Origin of the sequence: Siphonobacter sp. SORGH_AS_0500, from assembly GCF_031453245.1 — a bacterium.
In the GTDB taxonomy this organism is placed as follows: domain Bacteria; phylum Bacteroidota; class Bacteroidia; order Cytophagales; family Spirosomataceae; genus Siphonobacter.
Genome location: NZ_JAVIYT010000001.1, coordinates 3,108,617 through 3,123,742 on the forward strand (window position 1 = coordinate 3,108,617; position 15,126 = coordinate 3,123,742).

At 42.1% G+C, this 15,126-nt stretch carries 15 protein-coding genes and 2 tRNA genes; 4 read left to right on the forward strand and 13 right to left on the reverse strand.

The features are described from left to right. Positions 1–83: 83 nt before the first annotated feature. From QE357_RS13265 to QE357_RS13315, 11 genes are all read right to left on the reverse strand, one after another. Positions 84–458, reverse strand: a complete 375-nt coding sequence (locus QE357_RS13265) for a hypothetical protein (RefSeq protein WP_309708187.1) — start codon at positions 456–458, stop codon at positions 84–86. Between the two features lie 12 nt (positions 459–470). Continuing rightward, complete coding sequence (locus tag QE357_RS13270; protein WP_309708190.1) at positions 471–1,253, reverse strand: phosphoadenosine phosphosulfate reductase family protein; 783 nt, start codon at positions 1,251–1,253, stop codon at positions 471–473. 168 nt (positions 1,254–1,421) lie between these two features. Beyond that, positions 1,422–1,640: a hypothetical protein gene (locus tag QE357_RS13275; RefSeq protein WP_309708193.1), complete on the reverse strand. Its 219-nt coding sequence runs from the start codon at positions 1,638–1,640 to the stop codon at positions 1,422–1,424. Between the two features lie 739 nt (positions 1,641–2,379). Next, entirely contained in the window at positions 2,380–2,586 is a 207-nt protein-coding gene (locus QE357_RS13280) for a hypothetical protein (RefSeq protein WP_309708196.1), read from the reverse strand. A 303-nt stretch (positions 2,587–2,889) separates the two neighbouring features. After that, positions 2,890–3,405, reverse strand: coding sequence for a hypothetical protein (locus QE357_RS13285; protein WP_309708199.1), 516 nt, complete (start codon positions 3,403–3,405; stop codon positions 2,890–2,892). A 20-nt stretch (positions 3,406–3,425) separates the two neighbouring features. Beyond that, the gene (locus tag QE357_RS13290) at positions 3,426–3,743 is read right to left on the reverse strand and encodes a hypothetical protein (RefSeq protein ID WP_309708202.1); all 318 of its coding nucleotides are present in this window, start codon (positions 3,741–3,743) and stop codon (positions 3,426–3,428) included. A gap of 12 nt (positions 3,744–3,755) precedes the next feature. After that, positions 3,756–5,123: a hypothetical protein gene (locus tag QE357_RS13295; RefSeq protein ID WP_309708205.1), complete on the reverse strand. Its 1,368-nt coding sequence runs from the start codon at positions 5,121–5,123 to the stop codon at positions 3,756–3,758. A gap of 3 nt (positions 5,124–5,126) precedes the next feature. After that, complete coding sequence (locus QE357_RS13300) at positions 5,127–5,675, reverse strand: hypothetical protein (protein ID WP_309708208.1); 549 nt, start codon at positions 5,673–5,675, stop codon at positions 5,127–5,129. A 143-nt stretch (positions 5,676–5,818) separates the two neighbouring features. Next, positions 5,819–5,899: transfer RNA gene (locus QE357_RS13305), tRNA-OTHER, on the reverse strand. A 138-nt stretch (positions 5,900–6,037) separates the two neighbouring features. Next, a tRNA-Ala gene (locus QE357_RS13310) sits at positions 6,038–6,111 on the reverse strand. A 469-nt stretch (positions 6,112–6,580) separates the two neighbouring features. Continuing rightward, positions 6,581–6,868 (reverse strand): hypothetical protein, encoded by a 288-nt coding sequence (locus QE357_RS13315; RefSeq protein WP_309708211.1) that lies wholly within the window; start codon positions 6,866–6,868, stop codon positions 6,581–6,583. 113 nt (positions 6,869–6,981) lie between these two features. Between QE357_RS13315 and QE357_RS13320 the strand changes: the two genes are divergently transcribed. Together QE357_RS13320 and QE357_RS13325 are read left to right on the forward strand one after the other, a co-directional pair. Beyond that, a complete protein-coding gene (locus QE357_RS13320) occupies positions 6,982–7,509 on the forward strand; it encodes a helix-turn-helix domain-containing protein (protein WP_309708214.1) in 528 nt (175 codons plus the stop codon). 188 nt (positions 7,510–7,697) lie between these two features. Beyond that, positions 7,698–10,796, forward strand: a complete 3,099-nt coding sequence (locus QE357_RS13325; RefSeq protein WP_309708217.1) for an SIR2 family protein — start codon at positions 7,698–7,700, stop codon at positions 10,794–10,796. An 88-nt stretch (positions 10,797–10,884) separates the two neighbouring features. Here QE357_RS13325 and QE357_RS13330 read toward each other — a convergent pair whose 3' ends face one another. Beyond that, on the reverse strand, positions 10,885–11,682 hold the full coding sequence (locus tag QE357_RS13330) for a hypothetical protein (protein ID WP_309708221.1): 798 nt from the start codon (positions 11,680–11,682) through the stop codon (positions 10,885–10,887). A gap of 111 nt (positions 11,683–11,793) precedes the next feature. On the opposite strand from QE357_RS13330, the gene QE357_RS13335 reads away from it, so the two are divergent. Beyond that, on the forward strand, positions 11,794–13,224 hold the full coding sequence (locus QE357_RS13335; RefSeq protein ID WP_309708223.1) for a hypothetical protein: 1,431 nt from the start codon (positions 11,794–11,796) through the stop codon (positions 13,222–13,224). A 9-nt stretch (positions 13,225–13,233) separates the two neighbouring features. Next, positions 13,234–14,268 (forward strand): T9SS type A sorting domain-containing protein, encoded by a 1,035-nt coding sequence (locus tag QE357_RS13340; protein ID WP_309708226.1) that lies wholly within the window; start codon positions 13,234–13,236, stop codon positions 14,266–14,268. A 310-nt stretch (positions 14,269–14,578) separates the two neighbouring features. On the opposite strand, the gene QE357_RS13345 is transcribed toward QE357_RS13340, so the two are convergent. After that, entirely contained in the window at positions 14,579–15,109 is a 531-nt protein-coding gene (locus QE357_RS13345) for a ferritin-like domain-containing protein (protein ID WP_309708229.1), read from the reverse strand. Positions 15,110–15,126 lie beyond the last annotated feature (17 nt).

Genomic DNA, 15,126 nt, shown 5'->3' on the forward strand with positions numbered 1-15,126 from the left:
CCGCTTTCGATCTATATAAAACCGCCCAACCTGTAAACAGGATCTTTCTAGGGCAAAAGTATCAAGCCTATCATGCCTCTAAGTTACTTATTAATCTCTGAATCAAGCTTTGCTTCTTCTTGCAATTTTGCTGGTTTAATAGCTGCAGCATATAATTGCAGTCTTTCCATATCTTCTCTCAATCGCTCTTCAGACTGGTTTTCTATATTATCAGCATTATAGCGTCTGGATCGTTTGTCTTTGACGATGTCCATTACCCTGGCATAATAAGTGATTTCTCGATCAAGTAAAGTCCAAGGAAAATCCCACTGCCATTTTACCCTACTATAAGGGATACAGTGCTCGGTATCCAGAAACCATAAGCATAACACGACATTGGCAATTAAGGTATATAAGTACAAAAACAACCGGGTACAAATAAAAAGGCTTGCGAAAATAGGGGTAAATAGATATTTCATATTCAAGTAGTTTCAATCGATATTGCAATGACAAGGGTAATCAGGTTCGAAGTCAAATAGTGATGGCTCAAGAGGCTGGTTTGAATACTCGACGAGTCTACTATATGATTCTCTTTGTCTGAACGTCCCTCCTACCTGGCTTTCTTGATTAAGCCACCAAGTCGCTGAATCCGGATTTTCACGTATCAACCTGGTTAACTTCTTTTTACCTTTCATGAAGCATAAATCGCAATTTCCCTGGTAGGACTCCAGCTGCAGATCAAAATCCTGTGATCTCCAAAACGCTGATACATCTGCTTTGACAATTTCATCTTCGTAAAGGGGCAATACGTTAAACCAAGGTTCATGCTGAGTATTTTGAATCATCTTTCCCCATCGTAGCGGTTCGTCGTACCTAATCCCCATGGCGTTATCCCAATTTTTAACTCCTAAGGATTGGATATACCTTTTAATAGGTTTGACTTTCAACTCACCAGTACAATATCGCTTTACTCGATTAGGCAGGTAAACCTTCGTAGAAAGTAGCGTAGTGAAAGGTTCGCCATTCCTGGAAGCATTTTCATACGATGTGATCCGGAACTTTGTCGCTGGATCATACTCCAGCCAGACAACTCCTAAATTCCACCGGATGTCACACTCATGGACAAAATCAAGGGTTTCATGCCGCTCCTTTCCAGTGTTGGCAAAAACAATTACCCGATTTTCATACTTCCCGCTATCAATCATTCGCTTCGTCATCATAGCTGAACTACGACCTCCAGAAAATGAAATCACTGTTAACCTGCTCGATGTCATATAAAATCAGTAAGCTTGAAGCTCCATAAAAAGAATTCTTCAGTACGACTATACCTCTTGTCTTCTACGCCACAAAGCTTAGGGTTCAACGGACTGTACAATACATGATTGCTATCACCTTCAGGAGTTTTATGCTCGATGATGTCTTCAACTATATACAGGTTTTGATTATTCCTGTGCCTCCATATACTCTTCTTTTGGATTTCCATGATTAACATTTTCAGTGTTTGATTTTTTAGGGAACATCACCCTAAAAAGAGCGATAGTCGAAATGACTGCGTTGATAATGAGTTTGAAGAACATTTCAACTATCACAAAAAGTGAATAGAAAACAGCGATCGGGATCCATACGATGATCACTAATAAAATCCTGAAAAAACGATTCATTTTCTTTAAGGGGGGAATTGATGGAGAATGGAATAATCGTACATTTGCACTGTCAAGAATTCGAACTAAACGTTTGGGTTTAAGCCTTCGGAGGGGTCCGAAGGCTTTTTTTATTTTAATCCTATAACTACTATAGGATTCTTGCATGCTTCCCAATTCCACCTTTCACTGTATGCTAAAGAAGCCATGAGCTTTAGATGCAGTTCCTGATCCAAATCCATGAGATTCCCTACCAACTGTATCTGTTTCATATCTAGTATTTTAAGCCGGTAAGGCTTAGGTGGGAACTTGTCAGTAGCTACAACTACAATTTGATGTGTATCAGAATAGTCAAATACCAGGCTATTGTAAAAAGCTACATTCTTACGCTTCCGCTTGGTTTGAACGATTGCCACTACCATACCTGAAATGGATTGATATTGAGGAGTTTTTCGATTATTAAAGCTATCAGGACAATAGCTAAGGCAATAAGGAGCAGGAAACCTCCTGCGATGAGTAGGTTAATCATGGTTGTCAGAATCGAGTTTGGGTTTTGAAATGACTCCAGTGGGTAGCTGGAGAAGTTACTGCAGGTGATTTGTCTGATGAATAATAGCGATGTAAACCTTCATGGCCATGGCTATTATCTCATGCTTTGAGAATTCATCGCTAGTGGGATCATTGTGGTTTTGAACGTATTTCTCGCACAATGTCAGGATCATGGGTAAGATCGCATTGACGAAAATTTGAAGCCCGGGGGTCATTCGATAGTTCGCTTATCCAGTTCTTCCTGAACCTTAAATGCTATTTCGAAGGCCTTACTTACAATTTTTTCATTACCATAAGTTGGGTAATTGGCAAGACGGCTATCCGATATCCCATACTTTTCAGGATTTCCCATGATTGATGGAAGTACCGCGTTCACAGTAGAAAGTACTTCCTGACGATTGTTACTATAGGTTTTCATATAGTGATAGGTTTAAATTGATTGTCGACTAGGGCTTTATCAATTTTAGCCAGGAGGGTGTTGACTGGCCGGTAGTAAGATCGATCTTGCCATATCGTCATGGCCACGCTGAGCCGAAGCCTGAACTTGTACTCCTTCTGATCCTTCCGATCTTTCCAGGTAGGAATTCGTTTTTCAAGTTCATCGCAATACTCAGATAGGATCAACTCTTCAGGGCGAAAGGTTAGCCTGTTCTCGACGGCCTCATGACTGTTAAAGCAAATCTGATAGAGGCTGGCAAACTCACTCAGAGTTAGTTTGAAATCAAGCTTTGGGGTCATTGGGTTTCCAGAGTAAGGTTAAACCGAATTGTTGATTGACAGTCTCGATTGCGTTAACATAGGCTTCATACTTCTCCTGTTCGAAATCAAGAGCCTGGGTACTGAGTCTTAAGAATCGATCGACAAATTGAGAACCCATATCTAGCTGTTCCATAGCATTATGAGCGGATTTGCCCTCAATCTCACTCCACATATTCGCATCTGTATACTGCTCTAATTCAGTCTCTAAAAGGTTAGTGGCTGCTTTAACCTCTTTGCTATAGAGTGAAGTATGCTTGAGCTCATCAATCCGATTAAGAACGCAGGTAGATAAAAAGGTCAGTTCTACAGCTACTGTCAATTCACTTTTAGAAAGTGATCTGTATCGGTTTACCAAGACCTTTTTTGTTTTCTTTTTCGCTTTAGACTCCTTCTTAAAAAATTCAGTTACTTGTTCCTTTATAGCCACCTGGCTAGGTAATTCTACTTCGCCAAATCCGAGGTTTGATATATTAATCATCTGGTCTATTCTTCTAAGAATTAATTATTTTCGATTGCAATCCAACCTTTACCTTTTACGAATTGGGCAATTCTTTTGCCCCGGGTGCCGTTAAAGTTTTCGAAGATGGCCCCTTCTAACACTCGCCCCTTCCATCCCTCACAGGCCTCGTATTCAATTCGATATTTCCAGTACTGAAGCCAGTAGGGTAAGTTTTTGTGCTGCCATTTACCTCGGTACCGGACGTCCCCGGAATAAAAGGGACGCTTGTTTCCGTCAACAAAATGGACGATTGCGACAACGCTGGCTTCAGCTTTAAGTGCAGTGGCATCAAATGCCGATTTTTGATTAGTACTCATTGGGTTTGGGTTTTACTTTTTTGTCAAGATTCGTTTGGTGAAGCCCTCTGATTGCGTCGGTGCCTGGCTAACCGCTGACACTCCAGCGAGAAACTTCTCATAAATGTTTTGTCCGTACTTTTTCATCTGACCCTCGAGGTAACGGAAAGCCTCAAGGTAGGTCTTTGCTTGCAGGCGTTTGGGTGCACGGCCCTGCGAGTGTTGCTGGAGGTGTCGAATGGCCAGGTTTAAACGTTGGTTTACATAGGCCGTCCGATAAGCCGTCCGGTTGGCAGCTAACCAGGTATCAGTATTTTTAAAGCCGCGTTGGTTTTCTTGGCAGAAGTATCCAGATCCTGGACGGAATTTCGAGTAAGGATCCGGCGGGTATCGATCGGCGTGGCGTTGGTAGTAAGCACTGGCCAGCTCAAGTCGTTTGAAAAGCTCGGTTTGATACTCATCCCACTCTTTCTCGGAGAAATCGACTTTGAAATTCAGATACACCCCTTGTGCAATTTCCTGAAGGGCTTGATTCTCTTCGATGCTGGTAAAATTGCGTCCTGAGTAAAGCAGCTGCTTTGCATATATCCAGAAGCTGGTCACGTAACCTTCAAAGATCGCTTGACGCTGAGCAGGGGTTCGCTGGCCTTTCGTGGGTTTGGAGTTATCCACATCGCTGGCCGCCGCCCCCCCGGCCCCCATTGTCACTGTGACAAGTTGGTATTGAGAGCCCGTTTCGGGCTTTAGGGGAGGCTGTTGCCGTTCGGTGTTGCCCTGATTTTTGTTGCCTTGTTGGATGTTACCCTGATTTGTTGCCTTGTTATCCCCTAATCCACATCCTTTTATTGTTTCTGTTTCTATGTTACTTTGATTTATACTGGCATTACTAAGCGGCAAGTTTTGGCAAATCAGGGGGGCAATCCCGCTGGAAGGCATTTGAAAAACAGGCGTTTCCACAACTTTTTCAACATCCGCCCGGCCATATAAAATTTCAGGGGAAAGGAAGATTTCGAAGTCAGCTTTAGTGCCACGGAATTTACGTTTAGCAATCAATCCAGCCTCTTGGAGTTTGACCAAATGAGCATACGCAGTTCGCTCAGAACAGCCCCATAAATCCGCCAATTCTACTCGGTTGGTTAAAAATCCAGGCTCACCTTTTTCAAAGCCCCTATCTCCTAACTTGCGGTGAGTCCGGTGTAAATGACCTATATACAAAGAGATTAAATCACGCCCGGTTTTACGAACACTCCCGGATACAGCTTTGTGCTGGACCTTTCGCACGCGGCTTCTTCCATCAACAAAATTCTGGATTACTTCTACACTCGGTTGCTGAGCGTTAATCGTATCGGCGGTAGTTTTCCATCGGCTTCTGGCGGCCAGCGGATCAGGAAACGCGTACATAACTTACTGAAATAGACTTGATTGAATAGATGTGTCAGTTTTGTGGGAAGAATCAGGCATCAATAACTTATCGATAGCTTTTTCGAGGGCAATGGCTATATTCTTAGCGTGACTGGATCGGGTATTAAAGTACTGGATTTGGCTATCTCGCATTGTAGTGGCAAGCGTTACTAAGTTTTCTTTCGGATGTGAATGCTTTACCTGACTAAGGAGATCATCAAGCCTGGCTTCAGAAGCTTTCGCGTAACTTAACAGGGGGGCTGTTCGCCGACTGAAATACATCTTTTGAGCCTCCCTGGTCTTTTTCAATTGGGTCTTAAAGGCCTCGAAAGTAGCCGATGAACAATCAAACAGTGATCCATCATTCAGGCCATTTTCAACAGCTTCCAACTTAAAGGTTACGTCTTGTAAATCAAACCCGTCTCCGTTCGTGAGGTAATATCGATCCTGATCAAGTCGAAGGTAGAAACCTTCTGGAACAGGTAACTCAACTCCTCTCGTGCTTATGAGCTTGATAACCTGGCGAACTTCAATCCATTCTGGATAATTCATGGCTTAAAAATTAAAGGCCCCCCAAACCCCCAAGCCCGAACGCTTGGGGGTATACGTGAAACGTAAGGATTAGCTTTCAGGCTTTGGGCCATCTGGCTGGTTGGAAGTGGGATTTGGTCCCACGGCTATTGTGCCTACTTCGGTGGTGCGATGGAGCGGGGTTCGAACCCGCGAACACTGATCCCGCCAAAAATCAGAGGCCTTACCTACTCGGCCATCCATCCATGTATTTTACAAGTTTTTAAAAGATGGCCCTCCAGAAACCGGAGGGCCATACCGGAAATGAATTAACCCACACCTTTAACCTTAAAGCGTATGAAATCGCCTTAACATTATCGGGATAAGGAGTCCAATCCTTATCGTTACGATGACGGGATTCGAACCCTGTGACCTTCTCTTGGCTAGAGAGATGCTCTACCAACTGAGCTACACCGTACCCCTAACAAGCTTCATGTGCTGCTTTTACACTCGTCAGGTAATATCTGATTCCATCAAAATCCAAAGAAACGCACAACTATAGTCGTGGAAAGGACAAGTATTCCCCCCTTGTAAATAGGCCTGGAATCGACTTTTCGAGACTTGATCAATTCCACCCAGCACACTGATCACCCGTTTAGGTATACCATCTAAGCGTGACTCTTCTGCGAGTCTAATAAGCCTCCAGCGACGCATCCCATCCTCACCAGTGAATTGAACCCACTCAACTTTCATTCTTCAAATACGTTGGGGTCAGTTTTCATCATGTAGGCCATCACAGCAGAAGCAAAGAGTGCTTGTGCGAGAGCCGAAGCGATGTGGAGCATTACCATAGCGGTGGTTTTAAGTGGTTAATTCAGAGCAATGAAAACTTTAATGATCCGGCATAGGGCCGTTAGCGACAAAAGCACTATGATGATTTCAAACATTTAAGCGGCTTGCGTTTCTAACGAAAATGACGGTATTACGTTATTATCAAAGTCGTCATGGGTAAAACCCATGTACTTGATCATACAGCTTCGAATCCAAGACGGTGTCTTACGAAGGTTATAATCTTCGTTAGGCAATATTGAGCGGGTAAAATTTTTAAGAAAATCATGACGGGCCAGATCAGCATTTAGCTCATTCCATGATTCCTTATTTGTTTCCTTCAAATGTTCGTAGTGATCTTTGAGGGTTGTTTTTACACCGTTCATACCTAAAATTCCTGTTTTCAAGTGTCTTTAACTTGACTTGTTCCGTATATTGTAACAAGATTTGTAACGATTTATGTTTCAAATGTAAGATCATTTCTTATACAAACAACAAGTATCACCTTATTTTTTTTAATATGGATAACCAAAAAATATCTATAGGCCTGGCACTCAAAGCTTTGTCTAAAGAAAAGAAAGTATCCGTAGCTACCTTAGCCAGTGGACTTAATCTTACACGTCAAGGGATTTACGATACTTTTGGGAAGAGATTATCTATGACAACTGAGGAATTGGACAAATGGGCTGAAATTTTGGGAGTCCCTGTTCAAGTCATACTTGATAGAGCTAACGGAAAAGTCAGTTCAGATAAGACCAAATCTGATGATAGTGTAAATTTTGGCACTGAGGTCGTGGAAAGATTTGAAGAACACTTTAAAAAAATGGAAGAGTTCTACCATGAGCAGCTAAGAGCAAAGGACTTACAGATCGAGAAGCTTCTCGGTTTACTGGGAAAGCCTAAGGGGTGTCCTAGTGTAGCCACTTTGTATCAATTGCGGGTTTTATCTAAAAAAGGCCTTGTAAAAAGTCCCTTTTTTTTGGATCGCGGGTACAAATTCGGGTACACCCCTGCTTATCTTTGCGATAAGACGGCTATAAACCAATAAGTTATGCCCAAAGATTCAGTTCTTGTAGGAGGCTCAACAAAACCTGTAAAGGGCTAGAAATCAAATGATTTCTAGCCCTTTACTTTTTTTATGTACTTTTTTTGATACCAATTTAATAACACTAAAATTATTATGTTTAATTGCCATAGTCGAATTAACTACACCAAATGTTAAACCTATTGTAAACTATGGAAGAGTTCATACATGAAGTTATTGAAGCCATATGTGGGCATTTATCTGATAGAAATGCTGTATTATTTTTAGGAGCCGGAATTAATTATGGAACGCTTAATGACGAAGGAGAATCTTTCCCCTTAGGAGCAACTCTGGGTAATTGGATTTGTAGAGATTTAATCCAAGAAGAAGGGCTGACATTACCACTCGTAGATGCTGTGGAAATAGCTGATCACAGAGAAGGCAGAAAAACGGTTAACGATTATATTTATAGTAAGTTCAAAACTTTTAAACCTAATACAGCACATTTAGCTTTAGTACAGCTCCCTTGGGATATTATCTATACTACTAACTACGATCTTTTAGTTGAAGAAGCTTCAGTCAATACTTCTATAAACGTAGCAGGAACAATTAGGTCTATATATGATAAATCTGCTGATTTAAGTGCATTTAGTGAAAGAGATATTCTTTATTATAAAATTCATGGAACTATGGATTTTGCCAATAAAGAAGAAGGCAGATTAATTCTTACAAGAGAAGATTATAGACATTACGAAATACATAGGAAACCTCTTTTTAAAAGATTAGAAAGAGATTTATTGAACAGAACATTTGTATTTATTGGTTATTCATTAGAAGACAGTAATTTTAGAGAGATACTAGATGATTGTCGAAATCAGTTAGGAACAAAGACCTTTCCTCTAAGTTATGCTATAAAAAAAGGCTTTAAAAGAAGTGAAGAAATATTTTGGAAAGACAAGTACAATATACAATTAATAGATATAGATGGAGCTACTTTCTTAGATAGCTTAAAAACAAGTTGGCTATCGGAAAACAGAATAGTTTCAAGTTTCGAAGAAATACAAGCTAGAAATTACACTACTATTGACAGCTCAACTAGGTTTCCTAAAATTGGAGACTCTTACTACCAACTCAATATAGATAATATAACTGGCAAAAGTGACCCATTGGCTTTCTTCAAAGGAGCCGAACCTAATTGGGCTGATATTAAAGAAAAAATAGCTCCTCATAGGGACAAACATGACCCTCTATCAGAAAGCTTATTTCAAGATGTATTAAATATAAATAACCCATCTAGCCTATATTTAGTTACAGGAAGTGCAGGCACAGGTAAAACAACCTTAATTAAATCTATTGTTTTTGAATTAAATAATTATTTAGAAGTACCTATATATTTTCACATTCCAAATACGCCTATAGATATTAATATATTAGAAAGCACCTTAGATTATGAAAATCCTAAAAGAATTATACTAGTAATTAAAAATGCAGGTTTATATGTAAAAAGAATAGAGATTGCTCACAATGAGATAAGAAGAAAGAAACTTCCAATTACTTTATTATTAGAAGAAAGAAGAAACCAATGGAATGTCGGCTTGATAAATAACAATATTAAGGATTTGTCACCCGCTGAGTTTGAATTAGGTAGGCTATCGCCAAATGAAATAAGTTTGATCTTAGAGGCACTTAGAAAATATCATTCTTTAGGTAAACTTACAGGTTTAGACAAAGAGTATCAGGAAAAACATTTTGCTAAAGTTGCTCACAAGGATTTATTAGTAGCTTTGAGAGAAATAACGACTGGCACTTCATTTGATGAAATAATTAAGAATGAGTATGATAATATTCCTTCTTCTTTAGGGAAATCAGCTTACGTGTATGTATCTGCTTTAGGGCAAATGGGCTTGTCTTTACGCTATACCAATCTGGCTCGCATCCTAGGGATTGATCTAGCACAATTAAAATCACAAGTATTTCAGCCTACAGATAGTGTTTTAATATCTGGTGAAGATGTAGGTAGTTCGCGTCATGATATAGGTTACAAACTTACAACTAGACATCCAGTTATAGCTTCAGTAATTTTTAGCTATGCTGCTTCAAATGATGATGAAAAACATAGTATAATTAATAATATTATTGAACAGCTTGATCCCGGTTTTCAAGATGACAATAGGATATTAGAACAAATTATTAAAAGGAAAGAGTTAGTAAATACACTATTAGACTCTGACAAAAAGCGGGCTATCTATGATAAACTTGAAATTATTTTACCTAATAATCCTTATGTTCTACAACATAGGTCAATACTAGAGAAAGACTTAGGATATGCAGAAGCTGCAATAGCTTATGCCACACGAAGTATAGAAATAGGCGGAAACAAACCTTTGTTTAAAAATACTTTAGGCTTAGCCTTAGAATTTTCAGCAAGAAACACTAGAGATGAATTAGCCAAAAGTAAATTAATACACGAAGCTGAGAAAATATTTAATGATGGGCTTAAAAAAGACCCTTCTGATCCATATTCATACATAGGCAAATATTATATACTAAAAAACAAAATAGAAAATTCTTCATCAGAGAGAGAAAAAAAGGCTTTTCAGATCAATGCTCTTTCACTACTTGAGGAAGCATTAGAAGCGACTAATGATTCAACGATAATTGCGGCCTCTCTTGGAGAATTTCATATTAACTTTGGAGATACTGATGAAGCAGTTCTTACGTTAACTAACGCATTAACCGAAAAGCCTTTTGATAACAGGATCAGAAACTTATTAATCAAATCTATTCTAGAACAAAAACCACAATTAGAAGAAAATATACATAAAGCTATATCTATTGCTCAAGAGGGCATTAGACAAGATACTACTTCTTGGAGATTGCAAAGAGATATGGCCAGACTTCAGATTATTACAAAAGGAGATTTCGATAGTATAAATGGCTACTATGAAGCTGCAATAAGGCATAATAAAGGTGATTTATCGTTATCTGTAGAATATGCTTCATTTCTCTTCAAAAGAAATGAATATAAGAAGGCAAATAAAATATTCAAAGAGTTAATTGAATCAAATAAACCTGCAGAACAGAAAAAGAGAATTAAAGATAAATGGTTAGAAGGCGATGAAAGTAAAATTTTCAATGGAAAAGTAATTAATCTATCAAGCTATACCGGCACTATAATTGCAATTCCAGAAAACTTTGAAGTATTTTTTTGGAGAACAAATCAGATGACTCTGAATTTAAAACTAAATCAAGACATTAAGTTTACAGTTGCATTTAACTCTTATGGCCCACTAGTTGATAGGTTTATTTGAATAAAAATCTTCCCGGTTAAATATATTTAACCGGGAAGATTTTTTGATATTAATATACTAACCTTATTCTTTCATTATTCTGATATATTTACCAAAGAACTGTTTCGTCTGGCTTCAAAGATTCTTTAGCATTTAATTTTTTTTGAATACCTTCCAACTTTACTTGAATTTGGGAATCATATCCAGCAAAAGGATTTGGTTTAGCCGCTGAAACAGAAGAAGTCGTCATCACTAATCCAGAACTTTCTATTTTCGCCATTGCCGCCGCTGACGGTTGTACTACGGCTGGTGTTGGCATTGCACCGTTCCCTGGCTTTATCTTTCTTTCAATGAGATCTAATAGATCTTCATAGTGGTCATGCCCTGTAACGTCGATAATCTTTTCACCAGGATTTCCGTTCGCCTCAATTAATAAGGGTTGACCTTCTTTATTACGAATGAAGTCAATCCCTGCAAATTCAAGCCCGCATGCTTTCGCTGCTTCTACACAAAAGGCTTTTTCTTGTAGCGTTAACTCGGCTAATACGTTTCTACCTGATCCACCTTGAGAAAGGTTTGCTCTGAAATCTTTTTTGCCCGTTCGCTCCATTGCCGAAACTACCTTATTTCCTACAACAATGGCTCGTATGTCCTTCCCTCCGGCTTCAATGAACTCTTGAATAATGACCGATTGACCATAGCTGTAGAAGGCTTGTAGAGCGGTATTCGCCGCTTGAGGACTTTCTAATATGAAGACCTGTTTTCCTTGAGAACCTCGAGGGAATTTACCGACGGCAGGAAGCCCTCCTACTTGGTCAATCCCAAAGTCTACTTTTAGAATATATTCGAGAAGATAGTTTTGAGTTAGGAATACCTGAGTCGTGTAAGTTTTGAACTTGTTATCCATCAAAAATAACTTTTGAGCCTATATTTCTAACTCTTGCTGTCTTTATGTACGTATATTGCCGAATATTCAAACTATGGAATAGCCATAACCCCCTATCTACCAAACTTATTTATGAAACAGCATTACCTTAGTGGGCTATTGTTAGGTTGCCTATTAGTGGGTGGGTCTGCTCAGGCTCAGCTAGTTATAGATGGCACTAATTTCACTAATATGGGTACAGTCACCAACCGCGATGCCTATACCCTCATTACCAATGCCTCTGGTTCCGCTTACTCGGCTTCGGGTGGAGCCGTTTTCCAGCATTACGAAACCTCTGCTGATGCTTTCAGAGTGAATAGTGCCTACAATGCCAACGGAACTGGCGGAAGTACCGATGCCTTTAGTGGTCCCAACGGAACCGCTGGTACGCAGGGCGTGTCAGGGTCTGTAGCTCCTAACTTTTCTACCCTGCTGCTTCAAAATGGCAGTACCAGTCTGTTTGCCTTTACCAATACTGCTGGGGCCAACGTTTACACTGCCGTTACCTTTCAAAACGCCTTAACGACTACCCTCCGCAATTTGCATCAGGCGGGAGCCCTTCGCTTCCAAGCCGGGGCTACCTACTCAGGCGGCACTACCGATGCTCAGCACGTGGACGGCTATGTTTCCAAAATCGGCAACACGGCTTTTACTTTTCCTATAGGTTCTGCTACCGACCTGCGGACGCTGGCTCTGGCCGCTTCCACGGATGCCAGTAATCACATCAGTGCGGCTTGGTTTGCCGGTAGTCCCGCTACGGTGACGGATCCTTCCGATAATGCTACCCACTCGGTGACTTCTTTAACTGGTCCTATCACGGGTGTTTCTACTGTGGGCTTCTGGGATTATATCCGCGTAGCTGGATCAGGAGCTGTCAATGTAACCGTCTCCATCCCCGATGTTACCAGTTTTGGTACGGCTGCCTCACTACGACTGGTGGGCTGGAATGGCTCATCCTGGATTAACTTAAGCGGTTCCACCGGAGCAAGCGGCAATACTGAAAACAGTACGCTCTCAGGCACGATTCCTGCAGGCACTACCATTACGGCTCTGGCCATTGGCAAAGCCGCTGCTGCTCTGCCCGATTTAACGGTAAGTGCAGAGATTGATAACAGCGAGTTCAAGCAAGCGGGCCAGGCTAACGGCCACGGCTACCTCGTCACCCTCTACGAAATCAAAGGCGTAGCCACTTCTGACGTGATCACTTTTATCATCCAGCGGCCCGCCAACTGGAGCTTTGACTACCCCGCCAACGCCACCACCATCAATGTCAACGGCGGTACCACGGTCGATAATGCCAACTGGACCCTCTCTGCCTCAGGTCGCTTTCTCACCGTCACTTCCAAACCGGGCGTGAGCATTCCGGCCAATGGCTCCGTCAGAATCGGTATCAATTTCTTCGTACCTACCGCTCTGGCTGAAAACACCACCCAGAACGTAACCATCAACATTAACGCCGGTACTGGCGGCGGGGAAACGCCCTCCTCCAATAACCTCGCAGTCACCGCCCTGACTTTCAACTAACTATCATTCGTGAAAAAAAACTATTTTCTTACCCTGGCCCTGCTTGGCTCAGCTTTGGGGCTGCGGGCTCAGGATATGAGCGTCGAGCTCGCGGCTAACTCCCCTGCCGTGGTGCAGGGTGGAACCGATTTCATCACCCTCCGACTCTGTAACAACAGCTCCAGCATTCCCCTGGCCGCCAACCGCATTCGCCCCCGCGTCAGCTTTCCCTCGGAGATCACCACGCCCACTACTGTCACTAACGCCGATGGATCGCCCCTGACGGGTTTCAGTGAAGAAACCCGCCTCTCGACCAACGTCGTTCGTCTGATCAATACCTCACCCATCGCCGGAGGCACCTGCGTCAACCTCCGCCTTTACTATGAGGGAACTCAGGCCGGCAGCCAATCAGCTACCGCCAATACTGCCTGGCAGGGAGCTCCCCCCATCGAAAACGATGCGACCAACGATAACGCGACCCTCACCCTCAACGTCACGGCCAGTACCCCCGTCTCGCTGGCAGCCTTTACCCTGCGAGCTCAGGGGCATAACGCCGAGTTGAGCTGGAGCACGGCTCAGGAGCGAAACAATGCCTTCTTTGAGGTACAGCACTCCACCAATGGTCGTAGCTTTGAGACCGTGGGACAGGTCGCTGGCAAGGGTACCACTGCCCAGCGGCAGCAGTACCACTTTACGCATGCCGAACTCAACCCCGCTCTGACGCATTACTACCGCCTCAAGCAGGTAGACTTCAACGGTCAATCAGAACTGAGTGTGGTGCGTTCGCTGCAACTCGAAGGCTATCAGGGCATTAGTTTGTGGGCGGCTACCCAGAGTGATCGGACCGTCAAAGCGGTGGTAAATTATGGCGATGAGGAGCTGGCCAAAGCCGCCCGGGTGAGTCTGCTGGACTTATCGGGTCGCACGCTGAGTACCCAACAGCTTGAGCTGGTGAAAGGGCTCAATGCCGTCGAATTCCAGACGTCTTCGCTGGGTTCAGGTCTGTACCTCATCCGACTGGAAAACCCCAGCAAAAACCAGGCCGTCAAAGTAGCTCTGCCTTAAGTTAAGGCTTTACGTATAGACTTAAAGAATTGTATTTTAATCGTCCATAGGCTGACCGTTCCCTCAAAAACAACCTAAACATTTGTTAATAATATCAATTTATAATTAACATTGCTTAGCTATTTTACGCAACCAAACTTCACCTGGAGCCGTAAATAGCGTGGTAGTAATCCCATGGTTGGAGACGTTGGCGGACGTCGTAGCGTTCGGGTAAAACCGAGTGGTTTATAGCACCAACCCATCAAAAAAATCCATACTGGTAGTATGGATTTTTTTCTTTCAAAAGTTTCTTGTTCTTACCCACAGAAAACTAGTTTTCTATCAATGCCGAAGCGTTAATAAACGTTTCGGCCAGATTAGTAAGCTTTACATCCGTTGCTTCTTCTTCCTGTAAAGTGGCATGCAACAGCCGGGCCGCTTCTTCGTAACCCAGAATTTTTGCCCATGCGGTTAAGGTACCATACGAAGCAATTTCGTAGTGCTCTACTTTCTGACAAGCAGCAATAATACCCGCGTCTCGCGTCAGCGTACCCGATTGTGTTTCAGCAACAATATCCTGACCTTCTTCTACCAATCCAGCCATGGCTTCACACTTGACGCCTTCGGCTTCTACGCCGATAGAAGTAAAAATTTGCTCCAGGCGGGCAATCTGTCCTTCCGTTTCTGCCAGGTGTTTGCGTATGCCGTTTTTCAATTCATCCGAGGTAGCCGCCGCTTCCATTTCGGGTAGGGCTTCGGTCAGTTTATTTTCTGCCCAGTAAATGTCTTTTAATTGAGCGATGAATAATTCGGAAAGGCCCTCAGCCTTATCCGTTTTAAATAAATCTGCAATACTTGCCATGATTGTACATAGGTTGG

Coding starts and splice junctions, on each gene's coding strand:
- QE357_RS13265 (WP_309708187.1), bottom strand. CDS start 458: ATGAAATATCTATTTACCCCTATTTTCGCAAGCCTTTTTATTTGTACC.
- QE357_RS13270 (WP_309708190.1), bottom strand. CDS start 1,253: ATGACATCGAGCAGGTTAACAGTGATTTCATTTTCTGGAGGTCGTAGT.
- QE357_RS13275 (WP_309708193.1), bottom strand. CDS start 1,640: ATGAATCGTTTTTTCAGGATTTTATTAGTGATCATCGTATGGATCCCG.
- QE357_RS13280 (WP_309708196.1), bottom strand. CDS start 2,586: ATGAAAACCTATAGTAACAATCGTCAGGAAGTACTTTCTACTGTGAAC.
- QE357_RS13285 (WP_309708199.1), bottom strand. CDS start 3,405: ATGATTAATATATCAAACCTCGGATTTGGCGAAGTAGAATTACCTAGC.
- QE357_RS13290 (WP_309708202.1), bottom strand. CDS start 3,743: ATGAGTACTAATCAAAAATCGGCATTTGATGCCACTGCACTTAAAGCT.
- QE357_RS13295 (WP_309708205.1), bottom strand. CDS start 5,123: ATGTACGCGTTTCCTGATCCGCTGGCCGCCAGAAGCCGATGGAAAACT.
- QE357_RS13300 (WP_309708208.1), bottom strand. CDS start 5,675: ATGAATTATCCAGAATGGATTGAAGTTCGCCAGGTTATCAAGCTCATA.
- QE357_RS13320 (WP_309708214.1), top strand. CDS start 6,982: ATGGATAACCAAAAAATATCTATAGGCCTGGCACTCAAAGCTTTGTCT.
- QE357_RS13325 (WP_309708217.1), top strand. CDS start 7,698: ATGGAAGAGTTCATACATGAAGTTATTGAAGCCATATGTGGGCATTTA.
- QE357_RS13330 (WP_309708221.1), bottom strand. CDS start 11,682: ATGGATAACAAGTTCAAAACTTACACGACTCAGGTATTCCTAACTCAA.
- QE357_RS13335 (WP_309708223.1), top strand. CDS start 11,794: ATGAAACAGCATTACCTTAGTGGGCTATTGTTAGGTTGCCTATTAGTG.
- QE357_RS13345 (WP_309708229.1), bottom strand. CDS start 15,109: ATGGCAAGTATTGCAGATTTATTTAAAACGGATAAGGCTGAGGGCCTT.